At 48.7% G+C, this 17,253-nt stretch carries 16 protein-coding genes and 1 tRNA gene; 4 read left to right on the top strand and 13 right to left on the bottom strand.

The features are described 5' to 3' along the window. Together B3W37_RS08020 and B3W37_RS08015 are read right to left on the bottom strand one after the other, a co-directional pair. Nucleotides 1–609, bottom strand: a 609-nt coding sequence (locus tag B3W37_RS08020; protein WP_483175310.1) for a polysaccharide deacetylase family protein, incomplete at its 3' end; no start/stop codon positions are given. 305 nt (nt 610–914) lie between these two features. Beyond that, nucleotides 915–2,093, bottom strand: a complete 1,179-nt coding sequence (locus B3W37_RS08015; RefSeq protein WP_481041003.1) for a pyridoxal phosphate-dependent aminotransferase — start codon at nt 2,091–2,093, stop codon at nt 915–917. Between the two features lie 311 nt (nt 2,094–2,404). On the opposite strand from B3W37_RS08015, the gene B3W37_RS08010 reads away from it, so the two are divergent. After that, complete coding sequence (locus tag B3W37_RS08010) at nt 2,405–3,517, top strand: DUF362 domain-containing protein (RefSeq protein WP_483168833.1); 1,113 nt, start codon at nt 2,405–2,407, stop codon at nt 3,515–3,517. A 14-nt stretch (nt 3,518–3,531) separates the two neighbouring features. On the opposite strand, the gene B3W37_RS08005 is transcribed toward B3W37_RS08010, so the two are convergent. After that, entirely contained in the window at nt 3,532–4,314 is a 783-nt protein-coding gene (locus tag B3W37_RS08005) for a PilZ domain-containing protein (protein WP_483175308.1), read from the bottom strand. 58 nt (nt 4,315–4,372) lie between these two features. Beyond that, nucleotides 4,373–6,421, bottom strand: a complete 2,049-nt coding sequence (locus B3W37_RS08000) for a monovalent cation:proton antiporter family protein (RefSeq protein WP_483168831.1) — start codon at nt 6,419–6,421, stop codon at nt 4,373–4,375. Between the two features lie 514 nt (nt 6,422–6,935). On the opposite strand from B3W37_RS08000, the gene B3W37_RS07995 reads away from it, so the two are divergent. The 3 genes from B3W37_RS07995 to B3W37_RS07985 all read left to right on the top strand — a co-directional run bounded on the left by B3W37_RS07995 (nt 6,936) and on the right by B3W37_RS07985 (nt 8,269). Then, complete coding sequence (locus B3W37_RS07995) at nt 6,936–7,190, top strand: AbrB/MazE/SpoVT family DNA-binding domain-containing protein (RefSeq protein ID WP_483168829.1); 255 nt, start codon at nt 6,936–6,938, stop codon at nt 7,188–7,190. 463 nt (nt 7,191–7,653) lie between these two features. Further along, entirely contained in the window at nt 7,654–7,830 is a 177-nt protein-coding gene (locus B3W37_RS07990; protein WP_483168828.1) for a type II toxin-antitoxin system HicA family toxin, read from the top strand. Between the two features lie 64 nt (nt 7,831–7,894). After that, nucleotides 7,895–8,269 (top strand): type II toxin-antitoxin system HicB family antitoxin, encoded by a 375-nt coding sequence (locus B3W37_RS07985; RefSeq protein ID WP_483175306.1) that lies wholly within the window; start codon nt 7,895–7,897, stop codon nt 8,267–8,269. A 308-nt stretch (nt 8,270–8,577) separates the two neighbouring features. On the opposite strand, the gene B3W37_RS07980 is transcribed toward B3W37_RS07985, so the two are convergent. The 9 genes from B3W37_RS07980 to B3W37_RS07940 form a co-directional block, all read right to left on the bottom strand. Next, nucleotides 8,578–8,662: transfer RNA gene (locus B3W37_RS07980), tRNA-Leu, on the bottom strand. A 130-nt stretch (nt 8,663–8,792) separates the two neighbouring features. Continuing rightward, nucleotides 8,793–10,436 carry an ABC transporter substrate-binding protein gene (locus B3W37_RS07975; RefSeq protein WP_483175305.1) on the bottom strand — a complete coding sequence of 548 codons (1,644 nt, stop codon included), beginning with the start codon at nt 10,434–10,436 and terminating at the stop codon, nt 8,793–8,795. Nucleotides 10,437–10,556: 120 nt separating this feature from the next. Further along, nucleotides 10,557–11,123 carry a lytic transglycosylase domain-containing protein gene (locus B3W37_RS07970; RefSeq protein WP_481041019.1) on the bottom strand — a complete coding sequence of 189 codons (567 nt, stop codon included), beginning with the start codon at nt 11,121–11,123 and terminating at the stop codon, nt 10,557–10,559. Between the two features lie 33 nt (nt 11,124–11,156). Beyond that, the gene (coaE, locus tag B3W37_RS07965; protein WP_483175304.1) at nt 11,157–11,762 is read right to left on the bottom strand and encodes a dephospho-CoA kinase; all 606 of its coding nucleotides are present in this window, start codon (nt 11,760–11,762) and stop codon (nt 11,157–11,159) included. Nucleotides 11,763–11,772: 10 nt separating this feature from the next. Further along, complete coding sequence (gene ytaF, locus B3W37_RS07960) at nt 11,773–12,408, bottom strand: sporulation membrane protein YtaF (RefSeq protein ID WP_481041023.1); 636 nt, start codon at nt 12,406–12,408, stop codon at nt 11,773–11,775. 77 nt (nt 12,409–12,485) lie between these two features. Beyond that, the gene (gene mutM / locus B3W37_RS07955; protein ID WP_483175303.1) at nt 12,486–13,289 is read right to left on the bottom strand and encodes a bifunctional DNA-formamidopyrimidine glycosylase/DNA-(apurinic or apyrimidinic site) lyase; all 804 of its coding nucleotides are present in this window, start codon (nt 13,287–13,289) and stop codon (nt 12,486–12,488) included. Between the two features lie 15 nt (nt 13,290–13,304). Further along, a complete protein-coding gene (polA, locus tag B3W37_RS07950; protein ID WP_483175302.1) occupies nt 13,305–15,917 on the bottom strand; it encodes a DNA polymerase I in 2,613 nt (870 codons plus the stop codon). Nucleotides 15,918–16,116: 199 nt separating this feature from the next. Further along, nucleotides 16,117–16,338 (bottom strand): anti-sigma factor family protein, encoded by a 222-nt coding sequence (locus B3W37_RS07945; RefSeq protein ID WP_483168822.1) that lies wholly within the window; start codon nt 16,336–16,338, stop codon nt 16,117–16,119. 34 nt (nt 16,339–16,372) lie between these two features. Next, the gene (locus B3W37_RS07940; RefSeq protein WP_481041032.1) at nt 16,373–16,951 is read right to left on the bottom strand and encodes an RNA polymerase sigma factor; all 579 of its coding nucleotides are present in this window, start codon (nt 16,949–16,951) and stop codon (nt 16,373–16,375) included. Between the last annotated feature and the right edge of the window lie 302 nt (nt 16,952–17,253).

Below are 17,253 nucleotides of genomic sequence, written 5' to 3'. Positions count from 1 at the left end.
AGATTCGAGGGTAGGCAGCAAAGTATGGGTTCTGGAGTGGCTGCCGATTTCCATGCCATGTGAGGCGATATCGGCGATCTGCTCCCAGCTGAGGTAGTTGGGATCGCCGGTGTAGTCGGCAATCACAAAAACCGTCGCCTTAAAACCGTATTTGCTCAACACCGGATAAGCGTGGTCGATAAAAGATCGGTAGGCGTCATCAAAAGTTAAAACTACCGGCTGGCCAGCTGGCGCATTGCCCCGGCCTTCCAACAAGGCCCTGCCTTCGGCCAGGGTAATCCCCGTATACCCGTTGTCATACAGGTATTTCATCTGTTCTTCAAAATTCTGGACCGCTACATACAAACCATTAGGCCCAGCACCGATTTCGTGATAAATCAGAATCTGCAAATAAGGAACCGCTTTACCAGGCGCGGCAGCCGGTTCGGGCGTATCCTTTGGCGCTGCCTGCGAGGCTGTTGCAGCGACCGGTTCTATTCCGGAGTCAGGCGCTGAAGCCGGGAAGGTAACAAAGGGCGGGTAGGCCTTGATAGAGGCGGCCGACCCTAAGGCTATGATCACAGTCAATAGAGCCAATACTATCTTTAGTGTTGGTGCTCGCCTTATCAAATCTTAATTTGCCTCCACTTTCCAAGCGATGCTTAATCCTATTACTTGTATTTGCCATTAAGTCTTTCAACAGTATAGCAGGATTAAAATTGCCTGGAAAGTATTGGCAGTTAATTTTGTTTGAAGTTATTTACTCCCTATATGGATCCGATAGCTCTTAAATGCGCCTGGAAAGTGAGCATAACCAGCGGGTTGGTCACTGACGAAATCTCCAGAACATGCCGGTCAAAGTCTCCGCCTTAAAGGGCAGTTTCAAGGCATGAATTTGCGCATCAGGATGCCTCCCTGCCGTTCTTTTAAGGGGCTTAAAAATAATGTTGGGCTAGTTTATCAAAGGCCGGCAAAGCCCTTTCGATGGTTTTAATATCGACGCAATAGGCCATCCGGAAGAAGCCAGGCATAGCAAAACCCCGGCCCGGCACCAAAAGAAGATTATACTCCAGGGCTTTTTGCACAAATGCTACGTCATCAGGCTCCGGCGATTTGGGAAACAGGTAAAAGGCGCCTTGCGGCTTGACACAAGTAAAGCCCAGCCCGGTGATGTGATTATAAAGTGTATCCCTGCGGCGTTGATATTCGTCCGTATCCGGGCCCTCGTCAAGACATTCCGCCACTACCTTCTGGAAAATGGAAGGGGCATTGACGTAACCCAGGGTGCGATTGGCAAATACCAGACCGTCGGTCATGAGCTCAACCGCTTCTATATTCGGGCTTACCGCAATATAGCCGATGCGCTCGCCGGGCAGAGCCAGCGATTTGCTGAAAGAATTGACAATAGCGGCATTCTTGAAAATGGTCATAAGATTGGTAACCCTGGCCCCCTCATAGACCAGTTTATAGTACGGCTCATCCGAGATGGCCAGGATCTCGGTGCCATACTCCTGCTCTTTAGCATTTATCACTGCAGCCATAGCCTGGAGGGCTTGCTGTGAATACACCACCCCGGTGGGGTTGTTAGGAGAATTGATGATGATGGCCCGGGTTTGGGGGGTGATGCTCCGGGCTAGAAGATCGGGATCGGGCAGGAAATCATCCCCGGTAGGAACGACCACCGCTTTGCCGCCATGATTGTTGACATAGAAATGATATTCCACAAAATACGGCGCCAGCAAAATGACTTCATTACCCGGGTTGAGTATAGTCTTTAAGACCACATTGAGCCCCCCGGCAGCGCCGCATGTCATGATGATGTGCTGAGTCCCCAAGGGCAGACCGCTTTCCCGGGCCAGCCCGGCCGCGATCTTTTCCCGCACATCAGCATAACCGGCATTGCTGGTATAGCGGTGCAGGCCGGGGGTTTCGTCCACCACCAGTTTTTTCAGAGTGTCGCCGACCCGGGCGGGCGGTTCGTAATCAGGGTTTCCCAAACTGAAATCAAACACCTTTTCAGCTCCGTAAATGGCGCGCAAGCGCTCCCCTTCTTCAAACATAGCCCTGATCCAAGAGGCGTTATGCAGATCGGTTTTAATCTGTTCGGAAATCATTCAACCATCCTCTCTTTTATTCAAAATTGAGGGCGAAACCATACCCGGTTCAAAATCATTGGTCCGCCACCAGCATTTTCGAAAATAGCCGGACTGAATCCCGATCATCGCCTTATCACGCGCACCTCCTGAGGCGGCGCGGTATTGCGATATATTCCCAGGATCACCATCAAACCCTGTAATGACTATATCATGCCAGGCTAACACAGACCAGCTTGATGTTGCGACAGCTAACCAGTTTCTGTATTTTTGATGCAGTTGATACTATGCTATACTTTCCAAAAAGAGATTTGCACAGCGGAGGATTAATTATGCAGCCAGCCAAGGTTTACTTTACAGACTTTCGCACCCGCCCCGGCCGGAATATAATCAAGAAATTCCGCAGCCTGATGAACAAAGCGGGCTTAAGCGACATCGACTTCGAAGGCAAGATGGTAGCCATAAAAATACATTTTGGCGAGCCCGGGAACCTGGCTTATATACGGCCGAATTATGCAGCCGAAGTGGTGGCTTTAATCAAGGAACTCGGGGGCAAGCCATTCCTGACGGATTGCAGTACCCTGTACAGCGGACTGCGCAGCAATGCCATCGATCACCTCAACTCGGCCATGAAAAACGGTTTTTCACCCTTGGCGGTGGGCTGCCCGGTGATCATCGCTGACGGTCTCAGGGGCATCGAGTACCGGGAAATCCCCATTAACCTGAAACATTGCCAGACTGCCAAGATCGGCAGCGCGATTGCGGACGCCGATATCATCATATCCCTCAATCATTTCAAAGGCCACGAACAGACTGGTTTTGGCGGGGCCATCAAGAACCTGGGCATGGGCTCGGGATCCCGGGGCGGCAAGATGGAGATGCACTCCAGCTCAAAACCCCGCATTGTGGGCGAGAACTGTACGGCTTGCGGCATCTGTATAGACCATTGCTCACAGCAGGCCATATCCCTCTCCGAACAGGAGCAGGCGATGATAGATGAGGAAATCTGCATTGGCTGCGGGCAGTGCGTGGCTCTGTGCCGCTTCAATTCTGCACAGGTGGTTTGGGGGCAATCGGCTGAAGTAACCACTGAAAAGATTGCTGAATATGCCCTGGCGGTAGTCAGCGGCAAACCTAACTTCCATATCAACATCATTAATTCGGTATCCCCCAATTGCGATTGCTGGTCTCACAATGATGCTCCTATTGTGTCCGACCTGGGCATAGCGGTTTCATATGATCCGGTGGCTCTGGATAAAGCCAGTGTGGATATGGTTAACCAGGCACCGTTCTTAACCGCTTCAGTGCTGGCAGGCAAAGGCTGTGAACCTGGTGACGATAAATTCACCCTGATTCATCCCAACACCAATTGGCGGAAAGGCCTGGAATATGCACATCGGATCGGATTGGGATGTTTGGATTACCAGTTGTTGATCGAATCCTGATAAGCAACGCGGGGCTAGAGTTGATATGGGGTGGTGGAGGCAGACGGGTTTTCCTCCTGCCTGGCACTGTGAATGGCATTGCGCTGCCCTTTCATAATCCAGGCAACCAGGCGCCGGCGGTCTGTATCCCGTAATTGGGAAAACTGTATGGCAATGAAATAGCGCTGCGGCTCGTGGTCTGTTTTCTCCTGCACCCTGACTACTTTCCCCCAAACCGACAGGGGATCCCCGCTGCCGACATCGAGCAGGAAAGTGATAACCGCTCCGATATCCAGCTTTTTTTCCGTTGTGAAACTCAGGCCGCCGCCGCCGATATCCACCATGTGGTCTTGCCTGTACTCACTTTCGCTTAGCGGTGAAAAGCCCCGGAAATGAAACCATTTTAACCAGTCCCGGGTCTGCAGCCTGAACCATTGTCTTTTCTGCACCTGTCCATCCGGCAGTCGGGATACGTCTAGCCGGTTCTGGCGCCGCGGTTCATCATAAACGCGCTGTAATCCCTTTTTCTGCCTGATGGTGTACAATTTGAAGCAAGCCATCAGAAAAGCGAAAATAATCAAGGTTAAGGCCGGTCCCACCATGTTATTATAATCCCAGTGAGTATTCTCATTAAAAGTACTGTGCAGACTGCTGGAAAGCTCTCGCCAGGTCATCCCCGCCGTGGTTAACGGGTAAATAATCCCACCGGCAACTAAAAGACTTACCTGGAACAGGGCTTGCATCAATCTTCGCGGCCTTTTAGGATACATCACTACACCCCAATCCGGGAAATAATTTCTAACTATATCATATATCATGTATCCCAGTCGTTCCCAGGATTAAATAGTCACTTACCCGGGTAGAGATGTCCTGCGATCAGGCCACATCTCCCCCCCGTACATACTTATCCCGACTAATGCCTTCCATCTTGTTCTTATTCTTGAAAACACCGCCCAGTACCTGCGTTATTTCATTGATGTTATCAGGTGATCCCAGCAATACCGCTTGGTCCCCGGGCTCTAGAGAAGCGTCGCCAGCAGGATTGATGATGGTCTCTGCGCCGCGTTGAATCAACAAAATGGATACCCCGTACTGATTTCTGACATCAATTTCCCCCAGGGTCTTATTTGCTAAAACTGAATTGCTTTCAACCCTTATATTGGCGATTTCAGCATCATGGTAATGCAGCTTGATATCTTGAAAAGTAGGGGATTTCCTGGACAGGCTGCGCAGCATATCATACCCATCAGCCCGAACCTCGGTAATGAACCTTTCTATGTCCACCTTGGGCACCAGGTATTTCTTCAATACCAGGGTGAAAATCTCCACAGAGGTTTCAAACTCCTCAGGAATAACGTCATTGGCTCCCAATGCATAAAGCTCCTGGATGTCCTGTACATAGCGGGTTCGCACGATGATATGCACCTGAGGATTGGTTTTGTGAATCATATCCACTATCCTGGTGGTCGCGGACACATCTGATATGGCTACCACCACAACCCGGGCGGTGTCGATATTGGCCTGCTGAAGCACTTCCAGATGGATGGCATCCCCGTAAAATATAGTTTCGCCATTCTCCCTCTCCTGCCTGACCACATCAGGGTTCATTTCTATAATCATATATTGTATGCCGCTGGCTGACGCTGCTCTGGCCAGATTACGGCCGTTAATGCCGAAGCCAATAATAACCAGATGGTCATTCATGGTCGCTTGAGGTGACTCCAGATCAACATCTATACCGGTCTTGGTTTTAGTTGACAGGGGAAGACGCAGAAAAACTTCAGCGATACGAGGACTGAGACCGATGCTGAACGGTGTGATGGCCATGGTCAAAACCGATACAATGATAAACAATTGGTAGAAGTCAGGGCTTAACAACTGGTAATCCAATCCCACCCGGGAAAGGATAAAAGAAAACTCGCCCACCTGATTAAGGGCAAAACCTGCCAGAATTGCTGTCCTGATGGGGTATCCCAGGGTTGAGACCACTCCTCCGGCTACTACAGCTTTGACCAACAGTATTATCAGGGCCGCCCCGGTTAAGACCAGCGGGTTCTGTAAAAAAGTGGCAACATTAAACAGCATCCCCACCGAAACGAAGAATATGCTGGTGAATACATCACGAAAGGGCAATATACTGACCAGGGCTTGATGGTTGTAATCCGATTCGGATATGATCAACCCGGCCAGAAATGCCCCTAGGGAAAGAGACAGGCCTATACTGGAGGTCAGCCAGGCCACCGCCAGACCTATGGTAACAGTGCTTATGAGAAACAATTCCCTGCTTTGCTGGCGGGCGATGTGATGAAAGACAAAAGGCGCCAGCCACCGGGCGCTGATAAATAAAAACAGTAATACCAGCAAGACTTTGACTACCAGCAATGAGATCGATTCCCCGGTCCCGCCCGCAATATTGGCTAACATTGGGGTAAACAGCATCATGGGGATAATCACGATATCTTGAAAGATCAGAATGCCCAGTATATTGCGGCCATGCGGTGAATCGATCTCGGACCGGTCCTGAATCAACTTTAGCACAATGGCAGTACTGCTCAGCGAGACCAAGAAACCGATAAATAAGGATACATTCCAGGGATATCCTACTTCTATCATGATAAGCATGGTAGCCAGGGAGGTAAACAATACCTGTAAGGCTCCCCCCAAGAAGACGCTCTTCTTAATTTGCAGCAGCTGCCTGAGCGAAAACTCGATGCCGATGGTGAAAAGCAGTAAAATAATCCCCAGTTCAGCCATGACATCTACGCTCTCAACATCATTAACCATACCAAAGCCGTGGGGACCGGCCAGTACACCCGTAATCAAAAGGCCGACCACACTGGGGATCCTTATTTTGTGGCAGATATATATGACAATAATCGCCAAACCAAATATAAGTACGATATCATTGAGAAGGGGTATATGCATCTATCTACCTCCCTGACACAATATTTAGATCTAAAAAAGAACTGATCCGGTCCTGGTCACTCCACATCCTCATTCAGCCTGGTAGGTGTTTAAATCTAAAAGAACACTGGACGGTCTGGCAGCTTATAAGGCATAGCCTAATAAACCTTTTCCCGCCTATTCGACAAATCAGCTGCGATTTAGCCTGTCCTAAACCGTGCTCTTAAAGTTGTCTCAAAGGATTCCCACTATGAATTATTGTTATCCTCCAATAAGTATTATATCTATTGATGGCTGCTTAGACCACCTCCCAGCACAAGGCGCCACATCAAAACCCGCGGTTATTCACATGCGCTCAGCAGAGCAATGATCCCAGATTGATAATACTTTTTGATAATAAAACTCAGATTATCATCTTTCAAATCGCACGATCAGCAAATGGGGTACTGGTTGTGTTTTTGTTCCATTTTGTTCTATATTATACATATAATTACATTTAATCCGGAGTTGATTTTTATTCGCCAGGGAGGGAATTATGTTCAAGGGTAAAAGAGTGGTTAGACGAGTCGATGAATTAGGACGCATTAGATTGCCAGCGGAAATAATAAACGCTTTAAACATAAAATCAGGGGATTACCTGGAGTTCTTCCCCAGGGAGGACAGTATTACCGCGCAAAAATATTTGCCGACCTGTGTTTTCTGCGGACAATTTGAAAATGTAATCAAATACAATAACACGTTCGTATGCAAGGCGTGCATCGAGAAAATGACCGCTTCTGAAGACAGTTAGGATCATCCTTAGAGGGCCACCGCAAGAATCCGGCTCTGCTCAAGCTGAAAATACAGTCTGCCAAAGCTGAATCATATGAAGATCGACAGTCTTATATTCTCGCTTCAGTACTTAAAAACGCTATATTAATTGAAGCTTAGAGTGCCAAAATGATCATAAAAAAGGAAATCAGGGTATCTTCCTACCCTGATTGATAAGTGCTTGGTATGTAATGTGTGTCCATTTTAGATGCAGCTTGTGCAGTTAAGGAAACAGATGCTTTGGTCTACAACAGCCTGCATAGTCCAGGCGGGGTATTCACGCCAGCATTCCGATGCATAAGTGGGCCAATACAGCCCTTCTTAATCATAGTCAATCCAATAGGAAACCTGGCATCGCCAGGCTAGAAATATTGTACGCATTTTAAGTAATTCGTCTTTGCTTTACTTAATTTGCGTAATATAATATAGCTAAGGGGAAATAAATGATGAAACGACGGGACTTGATTAAAAAACTCGAATCCGCCGGATTTCGCAAAATCAGAGACGGAGATCATAGTATTTATAGAGCCCCGGATAAGCGAACCGTACAAATCCCAAGGCACCGTGAAATCAACGAAAATACAGCCAGGCAAATTCTAAAGGATGCGGGATTGAAATAAAACTCTGCTTCCCTGAGATTTAAAATGCCAAATATTATAATAAATTAGAAAGGAGACGTTATCCATGGAATATATTTATCCGGCTATCTTTGAACAAAACAGCGATGGCAGCTATACAATTACCTTTCCCGACTTACCCGGCTGCATTAGTGAGGGGAAATCTTTGGGTAACGCTATAGACATGGCTCAAAGCGCCTTAACGCAATGGATTGAATATTTGCTGGAAGAGAAAGAATCTATTCCTAATCCCAGGAATATTAAGACAATCAAACCTATAAAAAATCAATTCGTAAATCTTGTCCGGGCCAATATACGCGATAACCGTGCAGTGCGCCGCACTGTCAGCATTCCCGGATGGTTAGATGCGAAAGCTACTGATGCTGGAGTTAGTTTATCAAAAGTTCTTCAAGAAGCCCTGCGCGAAAAACTTAGAGTTTAATATTCAATACTCGTAATATTCAGGAACTCGCCGTAATGGAATACGGCAAAAGGCTCAGAACAAAAACAGCTTCGCATTGGAAACGATAACGAAAATATGAACTTCTCTTTTTAACAATTGTAAAGCTTCCTTAAAATAAATACCTGAATTTTTGCATTATCTATAAAGCGGCAAAGAGGAAAATTGGGGTTCAACACATCTGCGGAGACTAAACGAGAAATAGTGGCAACCTATGTTAAGAATGCCACTATATTGGGAACAAATATTGATTTGGTATTTAAGTTGCAATTAAAAAGTTTGGATAATATTGGTGTCGGAGGGGGGACTTGAACCCCCACGCCTCTCAGCATACGCCCCTCAAACGTACGTGTCTGCCCGTTCCACCACTCCGACATATATTGCAGCGATTTGTCATCCCTGCAAAGGGTATTATACAACAGCCGCACTTGGGTGTCAATTAAGGAATATAGCCCTTCACAGCCACACTTTGTTAAATAATTATACTAATAAAAAAGGCAAGTATTTATACTTTGCCATCGGTGGGCGTCTGCAGCGCATTACTTAACACCGGCTTCTTCAATTCCGCTTTAAACCAGTCCACGGTATCTAAGCCATCCACCTCTAAACTGTCTACATTTTCACGCACCAGTTTGGCGGTGGCGGTCTGAAAGAGCCATATACAGGGAGCATCGTCAATAATCATCTGCTCTGCTTTTTGCAGCAGCTTTACACGCTCTTTCTCATCCCCGATGGACGCCCGTGAGCTGTCAAGCACCAGGTCCACCTGGTTGTTATTATAGGCGAAGTAATTGGTACTCCCTATATGTGAGCTGTGGAATAGGCTATACAGGATGCTGTCGGAATCAGGGTAGTCAGCCGACCACTCCAGCCTGAACAGAACCAGGTTATAACTGGCAAGCTGTTTTTTATAATAATCCCAGGTAAGTGGGGCCAACTGAACCGGTATACCTACTTCTGACAACTGGCTGGCAATGATTTCAACCACCCGCTGATGCCCTTCCCCCTGGTTGTAGGCCAGCATCAGCGGACTCAGTCCCTTGCCGCCCGGATATCCGGCCTGCTCCAGCAACTGGCGGGCCTTCTCCGGGTCATAGCCATATCCCTGTATGTCCGTATTGTGACCCGGCATCTCCGCAGGAAGCACCCCTTTTAAAGGGATATAGGTCTCTCCCAGAACATCCTTATTGATAGCCTGACGGTCAACAGCGTAGTTTATAGCGCGCCGCAGCAGGTAATTGCCGTTGAAAGGCTTCTTATTCAGGTTAAAGCCGATGCCGTACAGTGTATAGAGCGGTTTTTCCACCAGCATTTCTTTCAGCTCCGGATCGTTGCGCAATCCCGGCAAATCCTGCGGGGTTACCTTATCCAAATAGTCCAGTTGCCCCGCTTTGAACTCCGCTAAGGCCTGGGCAGGATCTTTGAATATTTTCACCTCGATCGCTTTGATCGGCGATGATCCTTGGTGATGGTTCTCATTCTGCAGCAAGGATAAGCGTTGCTCGCTATTTTGCTGCAGTATAAAGGGACCGGTCCCAGGAGGGGGTACAGCGCTGTCTTTGCTGTCGTATACCCAGAAAACCGGGTGGGTCAGCATATAAATAAAAGCGGCATTGGGAGTTGTCAGGGTAATCTCCAGAGTATTTCCGTTGCTGGCCTTTAAGCCTGCAATTTCCGAACTCTTTCCCTGTAAAAAATCCGAGCTCCCTGCTATGGGAAGAAATAGGGATATATGACTCCCTTCTTTGCTGCCAGCCAGGGTCTTCTCCCAGCAAGTTTTAACATCAGCGGCCTGAACCTTTTTCCCGTTGCTGAATTGTACATTACGCAGTTTAAAAACGATCTTCTGGCCGTTTTCTTCATACTTCCACTCATCAGCCAGCAAAGGCTTGGCCTGTTTACCGGGCTCATCGTACTGCACCAGCCCTTCGTAGAGCATAGAACCGACCAGCCGCTCTTCATGACTTAGAATCCGGGCAGGCTCGAGGCTGTTGACAGGTGCGGTGAGGCCTACATTTAAGGCCCTGCTATCAAGACTGGCGGTGTACACCAGGCGACTCGCGGCATAGATGGCAAGGGCTCCCAAAGTCAGGGCCAGCGCCAGGAGCACCAAGGCAGGCCCAGGTCTGCGCCGTCGATAGATTATCATACCATTCCCTCCCCCTGGAATTATTCATTTCCATTATATTGTAATTTAGGGAATGATATTCCGCGTGTCGTAACAAGTAGGCCAGGTGCGGCCCCATATATGAAAGGCTGATTTGTTGGCTCATTTGTAAATGGCCTGGTAGGCTTCATAATTCTGGAGAACATTCTTCACGTACTGTCTGGTTTCAGGAAAAGGAATGGACTCTATATGCTGTTCGCTGCCGTCCCACTGTCCGCTCAGGATCCATTCCCTCACTCTGCCGCTGCCAGCGTTGTAAGCCGCCACCACTATTGGCAAGCGCCCTGCAAATTCCTTATTGAGGCTGGCCAGGTACCAGCAGCCGAATTCTATATTAACCTGGGGGTCATGAAGATCAGCAGTATCAAACTGTTTAATACTCTTTTGTGCGGCAATCCAATCCGCGGTTTCCGGCATGATTTGCATCAAGCCTCTGGCTCCCACCGGCGAGCGGGCGGTGGTCTGAAACCCGCTTTCCGCCCGGATGATGGAGAATATCAGGTAGGGATCAACATCGTATTGCTGGGCGGCATTAAATACTATAGTGCGGTGGGGCTGGGGATAAAACAGTGTAATCCATTTGGGAAAAGTTAAAGTCACTATAATAAAAAAAATAATCGTGGCCCAAACCACAATCGCCAATTTTTTGCCTATCCGCAGTCGCAACATTCCCACCCCCCAAATCCCATTTAATAAGTTATATTATTGCGTGGCCTGTCTGATTTCTTTGAAATATCTGGCAACCTGTTGCCGGGTGTATTCCAATGAGAAGCGGTTGTCGATGACCACTTTGGCCCGGCGCGCTTTTTCTTCCAGCGGCATCTGCGCGGCAATACGCTGCTCAGCATATTCGCGTTTGATGCCATCCCGGGCCATCAAACGCTCAACCTGGGTTTCATAATCCACCCATACCACCCAGACCTGGTCGCATATTTTATCCATATGGGTCTCATACAGCAGAGGCACTTCCAGGCCTACTATAGCCTGGGGATGGCTGGTCCTGATTTCCCGCAAGCGGTTGCGGAATTCGGCCATAATATGGGGATGGGTGATGGAGTTTAGTTTCTTAAGCTGCTCGGGGTGACTGAAGACACACCGTCCCAGCTTGATCCGGTCAATACTCTGATCCTGGTTAATAAAGCCCAGTCCGAAGTACTCGACAATATCCCTCCAGGCTGGCCGGCCCGGCTCCACTACTTGACGGGCCACTTCATCAGCGTCAATCACCAGCATGCCCAGGCTGCGAAGCTGCCTGGCAACCGTGCTTTTCCCGCTGGCTATGCCGCCTGTTATTCCTATCACGTACATATCCTCACCTCTACACGAATTCCATCAATCCGATGCAAATAAGAACCAAACCCGGAATCCATGATGATATGCTCTGCAAACGCCGGCTGAGGACCCGGTGTCCCAGGATGATCCCCAAATTGACCACAATAAATTTTACCACACCGACGGTTATGGCAGTATAAAAAATATTAAAACCGGTCATCGCCACCCCAACACCTGCTCCCAGGGCATCCAAGGCCAGAGCCAGCCCCAGAAAGAAAGCTTCCCGGGTACTGATTTCCCCGGAGGCGTCAAAATCGGCTCGGGCAGGCTCTTTTAAGATCTGTACTATGATGCCCAAAAAGCGTATGGAAAAAGTGATAAAAGGCTCTTTATCATCAATTTCCAACCGGTTGATTTTCTCCCTGAAGGCATTGAGCAGGAAATAGATACCTACTGCAATCACCACCAGGGCTCCAATATTTGCAGCCCCATGCGGCTGCAGATAAGTCATCAGGCCTTGCCCTATAAGCATGGAAGTAGTAACCGCCAGGCAGGACGCAAACGCTATAACAATCAATGAAAGCACCGGGATGCGGATTTTATTTAACCCGTAAGAAAGGCCGACCATGAAGCCATCTGCACTAACCGCCAAAGCAAACATTACCATAACAAAAAGTTCCATCTCATGCACCTCTAGCTGTAATAATCTCTCTGTACGTAATTACTATATGGCTAGAAGTGTAACTGTGTGAGGGCTGATTATTTCTGGCAAGATGGGCAGAAATGACTACTGCGCCCATTGATGACCTGGCGCACGACAGGCTGTTGGCAACGGGGACAGGGCAAATCCTGGCGTCCATAAACCTTGAGGTAGTCCTGGAACTCCCCTTTTTGCTTGTAGCCGTCCTGGAAATCGCGCAAGGTCGTGCCGCGCTGGTCTATGCCTGATCTAAGCACTTGTTTAATAGCTTGAACAAGACGGTCGACCTCGCCGGGTTCCAGTGAGCCTGCGCTTCTGTCCGGACGGATTCCAGCCTCGTACAGGGCTTCGTCGGCATAGATGTTGCCGATGCCGCCGATGAGATGCTGGTTTAACAGCAGGGTTTTTATGGCGACCCGGCGGTTGCTAAGCAATGGTTTAAGATAACGGGAGTTAAAATTCCGGGAGAGCGGCTCAATTCCCATATCTTTTAACATGATACGGGGATCCTTTACCAGCCATAGTCCCCCGAATCGGCGGGCATCCTGAAACCACAGTTCCAGTTCATTATCCAGTTCGAAGACTATATGAACGTGCTTTTGCAGCTCTTTTCCCCGAGGCTCCAGATAAACCCGTCCGGACATACCCAAATGGGCTACCATATATCTTCCGGTGTCAGTTTCGAATATCAGAAACTTTCCGCGCCGGGATATAGCGGAGATACGCTGGCCTATGTAATCAGCCGGCCGGTTCTCCCAGGAGCGTATATATTCAGGCTTCATTACCTTTATATCATCTATGGTTAATCCAACCATGCCCTGCAAGGATTCTTTTATAGTTTCAACTTCTGGCAATTCCGGCATTAGTCAACTTCCCTTTTAATCAACTTCTATTTCCTTCATGTCGTACCAGTTTGAGCCCTGTTTAACTGTGACCACCAAGGGCACTTTCAGCTTATAAGCATTTTCCATATTGTTTTTAAGCAGCCGGGCAATCTCCTCACCATGGGACAGCGGCACCTCTAAAACCAGTTCATCATGAACTTGCAGCAATAGGCAGGATTCCAGCCGGCGCTGCTCCAGCTCCTGAAAAACCTTTATCATAGCCAGCTTGATAATATCGGCCGAAGTACCTTGGATGGGAGTGTTTAATGCGATGCGGCGGGCATTGTTCTGCACGATGCGGTTTTTAGCCCGCAGATCAGGCAGATAGCGGCGGCGCTTCAACACCGTTTCCACATAGCCGTGCTCCCGGCCAAATTCCACTATCTCTTCCATGTAGCGCTGTACCCCGGGATAGGTGTTCAAATAATTGTCAATGTAAATCCGGGCTTCCTTGCGGCTCACCCCGGTGTCATGAGCCAGCCGGAAATCTCCCATGCCGTATATGATGCCGAAATTGATGGCCTTGGCCTTGCGGCGCATATCGGAGCTGACCTGGTCTAACCCTACGGCGAAGATTTCCGCCGCGGTGCGGGTGTGGATATCGATACCCTGGCGGAAAGTCTCAATAAGGGTTTCATCTCCGCTGATATGGGCTAGGGAACGCAAATCGATTTGCGAATAATCCGCTGCCAATATCACATGCTCCTTGTTTTTGGCGGTGAAGGCGGCCCGGATGCGGCGTCCTTCTTCCATGCGGATAGGTATGTTCTGCAGGTTGGGTTCCACGCTGGAAAGGCGTCCGGTGGCGGTCTGGGCCTGTTTAAAAATGGTGTGCACCCTTCCGGTCTGAGGATGAATCAGGCTCTGCAAAGCATCCACGTAAGTGGTTTTCAGTTTAGTAAGCTGGCGGAAATTCAATATGTGCCCGATAATCTCATGCTGGTCAAGAAGCTGTTCTAAAACCTCGGCATCAGTCGAATATCCGCTTTTGGTCTTCTTAACCGGCGGCAGACCCAGGTTTTCAAAAAGTACTTTGGCCAGTTGCCGGGGCGAGTTGATGTTAAAAGTACCTCCGGCCTGTTCAAAGATGACTCTTTCAGCCCTTTCGATGCCTTGTTCCATTTCATCTGCAATGGTGTGCAAAACTTCACCGTCGACCTGGATGCCGTTGAATTCCATTCTCGCCAGAACGGTGGAAAGGGGCAGTTCCACATCATAGTATAATAATCGGGATTCATCCGGCAGCTCAGCCTGCAGGGACCTGCACAATGCGGTTAACTGCCCGGCCTGCTGCCCGGGCCGATCGCCGGCAATTGTTATATTGAGGTATTTGTATAGCGTGTCCCGGAACTGCTCGCCATCAAAGACCGGATCCAATACATAGGCTAACAGCAGGCTGTCCAGGGCAACGCCTCTGAGCTTGATGCCGCAGCGTGCCAGCAATACCTCTGCAAATTTGGCGTTATGAACCGATTTCTTGATCTCACTCGATTCAAGCATGGGTTTGAGCCATTGCAGCTTATACTGCTGATCCTCGGTTATTGCCAGCCCAAAAACATATGTATCTGAGGACAGATATATCTCTTCGATCCTGGCCCACATGGGGTGATGATAACTGGCGATGATGAAAAGCCCTATCTCGCTCCCCAGCAGATTCAGGGCATCCTCGTATTCTGCCTCGGTTTCAACCATTATTACGTCTACTTCCGGTTGCTCAGGCTGTACGCCGGATTCTGAAGCCAGGCTTTGCTGCAGGTTTTTGAGCAGACTGTTGAATTCCAGACGCTGGTATAATTCCATCAGGGTCTCAGGATCCGGGGAGCGGCGTTTATAATCATCAAGATCATAGGGCAGATCCATGTCCCGCACAATCGTGCCCAGAGTCCTGCTGGTGAAAGCCTGTTCCTGGTAACTGGCCAGTAAATCAGCCTGTTTGGCCCTGAGACCGTTCAGATGCTGATAAAGGTTTTCCAGGCTTTGATATTCTTTGATGAGTTTTATGGCGGTCTTGGGGCCGATTCCCGGAACACCGGGTATATTGTCAGAGGTGTCGCCCATCAGGCCTTTGATCTCAACCAACTGCTCCGGCTCCACCTCCCATTTTTCTAAAACCTTTTGAACATTATAGCGGTCGATTTCAGTTATTCCCTTGCGGGTCATCAAAACCGTTACCGACTCGGAAACCAGCTGCAAGGTATCCGAATCGCCGGTCAAAATCAAACAGGTGTCGCCCTGCTGGGCAGCCTTGGTACTCAGGGTGCCGATGATGTCATCAGCTTCAAAACCCTGCCTTTCTATATAAGGAACATTCATAGCCTCCAGGGCGTCGCGCAGCAGCTGGAATTGCCCAACCAGTTCATTGGGCGGCTCCGAACGGGTCCCTTTATAATCATTGTAAATCTCGTTGCGAAAGGTCTTCCGGCTTTTGTCAAATGCAACCACTATGTGTGTCGGCTGTTCCTCCGCCACCACCCGGTTAAACATGGTCAAAAACCCATAGACCCCATTGGTATAAACACCTTCCCGATTATGCAACAGGGGTAAGGCATAGAATGCTCTAAACAATAGACTGTTGCCGTCGATCAGCATGAGTTTGGTCTCTTTCAACAAATTCACTCTCCAACGCGTTTTAAATATTATATCATCTTTATATACGATATACAGGGATGTGGCCGGAGGAACAACACCAGGGGCCGTCATTGCCGGGCCAATCCTAACCGAAACGGCGCAACAATAACAGCCCCTGATGTCACAGTATGATGGTCAGTCTCCCCAGCCCTCCAGGTCTAATCCACTAAAGCCTGACTTAATCCAGGCGTTTTTTTATATCCTTCCAAAGGCGGCGAGGAGCTTTGGGATTATCCAATTTACGCAAGATCAGGCACATGCGGTGCAGCTGGGATAATTTCTCCCGACAGTCCAGACAAGACTCCAGGTGTGTTTTTACCTCCCGGGTTTCTTCGGGATCGGTCATCTCATCCAGGTAGGCGGACAATAACAGATATACTTGTGAGCATCCCATTCCCATTCCATGCGCCCTCCTCGTATATATGACGAGGACTTCACGGTAAATGTTCCCTGTCCAGTAATTTTCTTCTCAATAATTCCCTGGCCCGGCTGAGCCTGGATTTTATCGTTCCGCTGGAGATATTTAGCATCTGGGCGATCTCATCGTAGCTGAATTCCATAATGTCTTTAAGCAGCAATACCATTCGATGCTCAGGCTTCAGCTGATTGAGCAGGGACTGTATGTATTGAGCCTGTTCTTTTTGTTCATATAATTCGTCGATGGGTATTGTATCATCCAATATAATTGGTTTCATCTCCCCATCCGCCCCCAAGACGGGCTGATCCAGGGACTGGGCTGGAATGTGGCGCTTCCTGCGGCGCATTTCGTCCAGACAAACATTGGTGGTGACCCGATAGAGCCAGGTTCCAAAACGCGAGGAGCCTTTAAACGTGCCTAAAGAGCGATAGGCTTTTATAAAGGCTTCCTGGGTCAGGTCATATGCATCCTCATCATTTCCGCTGTATCTATAACAAAGGGTGTATATCTTATCCTGGTACTTTGTGACCAGTTTTTCAAACCCCCTCTCATCGCCCTTAAGGGTTTGCTTCACCAGTTCAATATCCGCATCCATATACTGCTCCTAGTACTATATATTTGAAATAATATTAATCGTCAGATAAGCAATCATACTACTTTTTCGCCGTATATCACCAGATTCCTTTGTTTTTCGCATTCCTAATTCTGGTGCTGATAGAGCATTCATCCAGCAGTAGCGGCTCTTGCCAGGAGTGGGTCTAATCTCCATCCTTGACAAGGCTGGCACAGCCATTTATAATTATTCTTGCCTTGAATATGTAAGCCAGAGTGTCGGAATTGGCAGACGAGCGCGACTCAAAATCGTGTGCCGCGAGGCGTGTGGGTTCGAGTCCCACC

Source organism: Syntrophomonas sp. UBA5494, assembly GCF_002426325.1.
Note: the sequence above shows the minus strand (reverse complement) of the source record. Positions and strands in the feature narration are given on the sequence as shown.

What these genes read in the sequence shown, in the direction of transcription:
- B3W37_RS08015 (WP_481041003.1), bottom strand. Translation starts at nt 2,093, where the DNA reads ATGATTTCCGAACAGATTAAAACCGATCTGCATAACGCCTCTTGGATC.
- B3W37_RS07985 (WP_483175306.1), top strand. Translation starts at nt 7,895, where the DNA reads ATGGAATATATTTATCCGGCTATCTTTGAACAAAACAGCGATGGCAGC.
- B3W37_RS07945 (WP_483168822.1), bottom strand. Translation starts at nt 16,338, where the DNA reads ATGGGAATGGGATGCTCACAAGTATATCTGTTATTGTCCGCCTACCTG.
- B3W37_RS07990 (WP_483168828.1), top strand. Translation starts at nt 7,654, where the DNA reads ATGATGAAACGACGGGACTTGATTAAAAAACTCGAATCCGCCGGATTT.
- B3W37_RS07995 (WP_483168829.1), top strand. Translation starts at nt 6,936, where the DNA reads ATGTTCAAGGGTAAAAGAGTGGTTAGACGAGTCGATGAATTAGGACGC.
- B3W37_RS08000 (WP_483168831.1), bottom strand. Translation starts at nt 6,421, where the DNA reads ATGCATATACCCCTTCTCAATGATATCGTACTTATATTTGGTTTGGCG.
- B3W37_RS08010 (WP_483168833.1), top strand. Translation starts at nt 2,405, where the DNA reads ATGCAGCCAGCCAAGGTTTACTTTACAGACTTTCGCACCCGCCCCGGC.
- B3W37_RS08005 (WP_483175308.1), bottom strand. Translation starts at nt 4,314, where the DNA reads ATGATATATGATATAGTTAGAAATTATTTCCCGGATTGGGGTGTAGTG.
- ytaF (WP_481041023.1), bottom strand. Translation starts at nt 12,408, where the DNA reads ATGGAACTTTTTGTTATGGTAATGTTTGCTTTGGCGGTTAGTGCAGAT.
- B3W37_RS07940 (WP_481041032.1), bottom strand. Translation starts at nt 16,951, where the DNA reads ATGGATGCGGATATTGAACTGGTGAAGCAAACCCTTAAGGGCGATGAG.
- coaE (WP_483175304.1), bottom strand. Translation starts at nt 11,762, where the DNA reads ATGTACGTGATAGGAATAACAGGCGGCATAGCCAGCGGGAAAAGCACG.
- B3W37_RS07970 (WP_481041019.1), bottom strand. Translation starts at nt 11,123, where the DNA reads ATGTTGCGACTGCGGATAGGCAAAAAATTGGCGATTGTGGTTTGGGCC.
- B3W37_RS07975 (WP_483175305.1), bottom strand. Translation starts at nt 10,436, where the DNA reads ATGATAATCTATCGACGGCGCAGACCTGGGCCTGCCTTGGTGCTCCTG.
- mutM (WP_483175303.1), bottom strand. Translation starts at nt 13,289, where the DNA reads ATGCCGGAATTGCCAGAAGTTGAAACTATAAAAGAATCCTTGCAGGGC.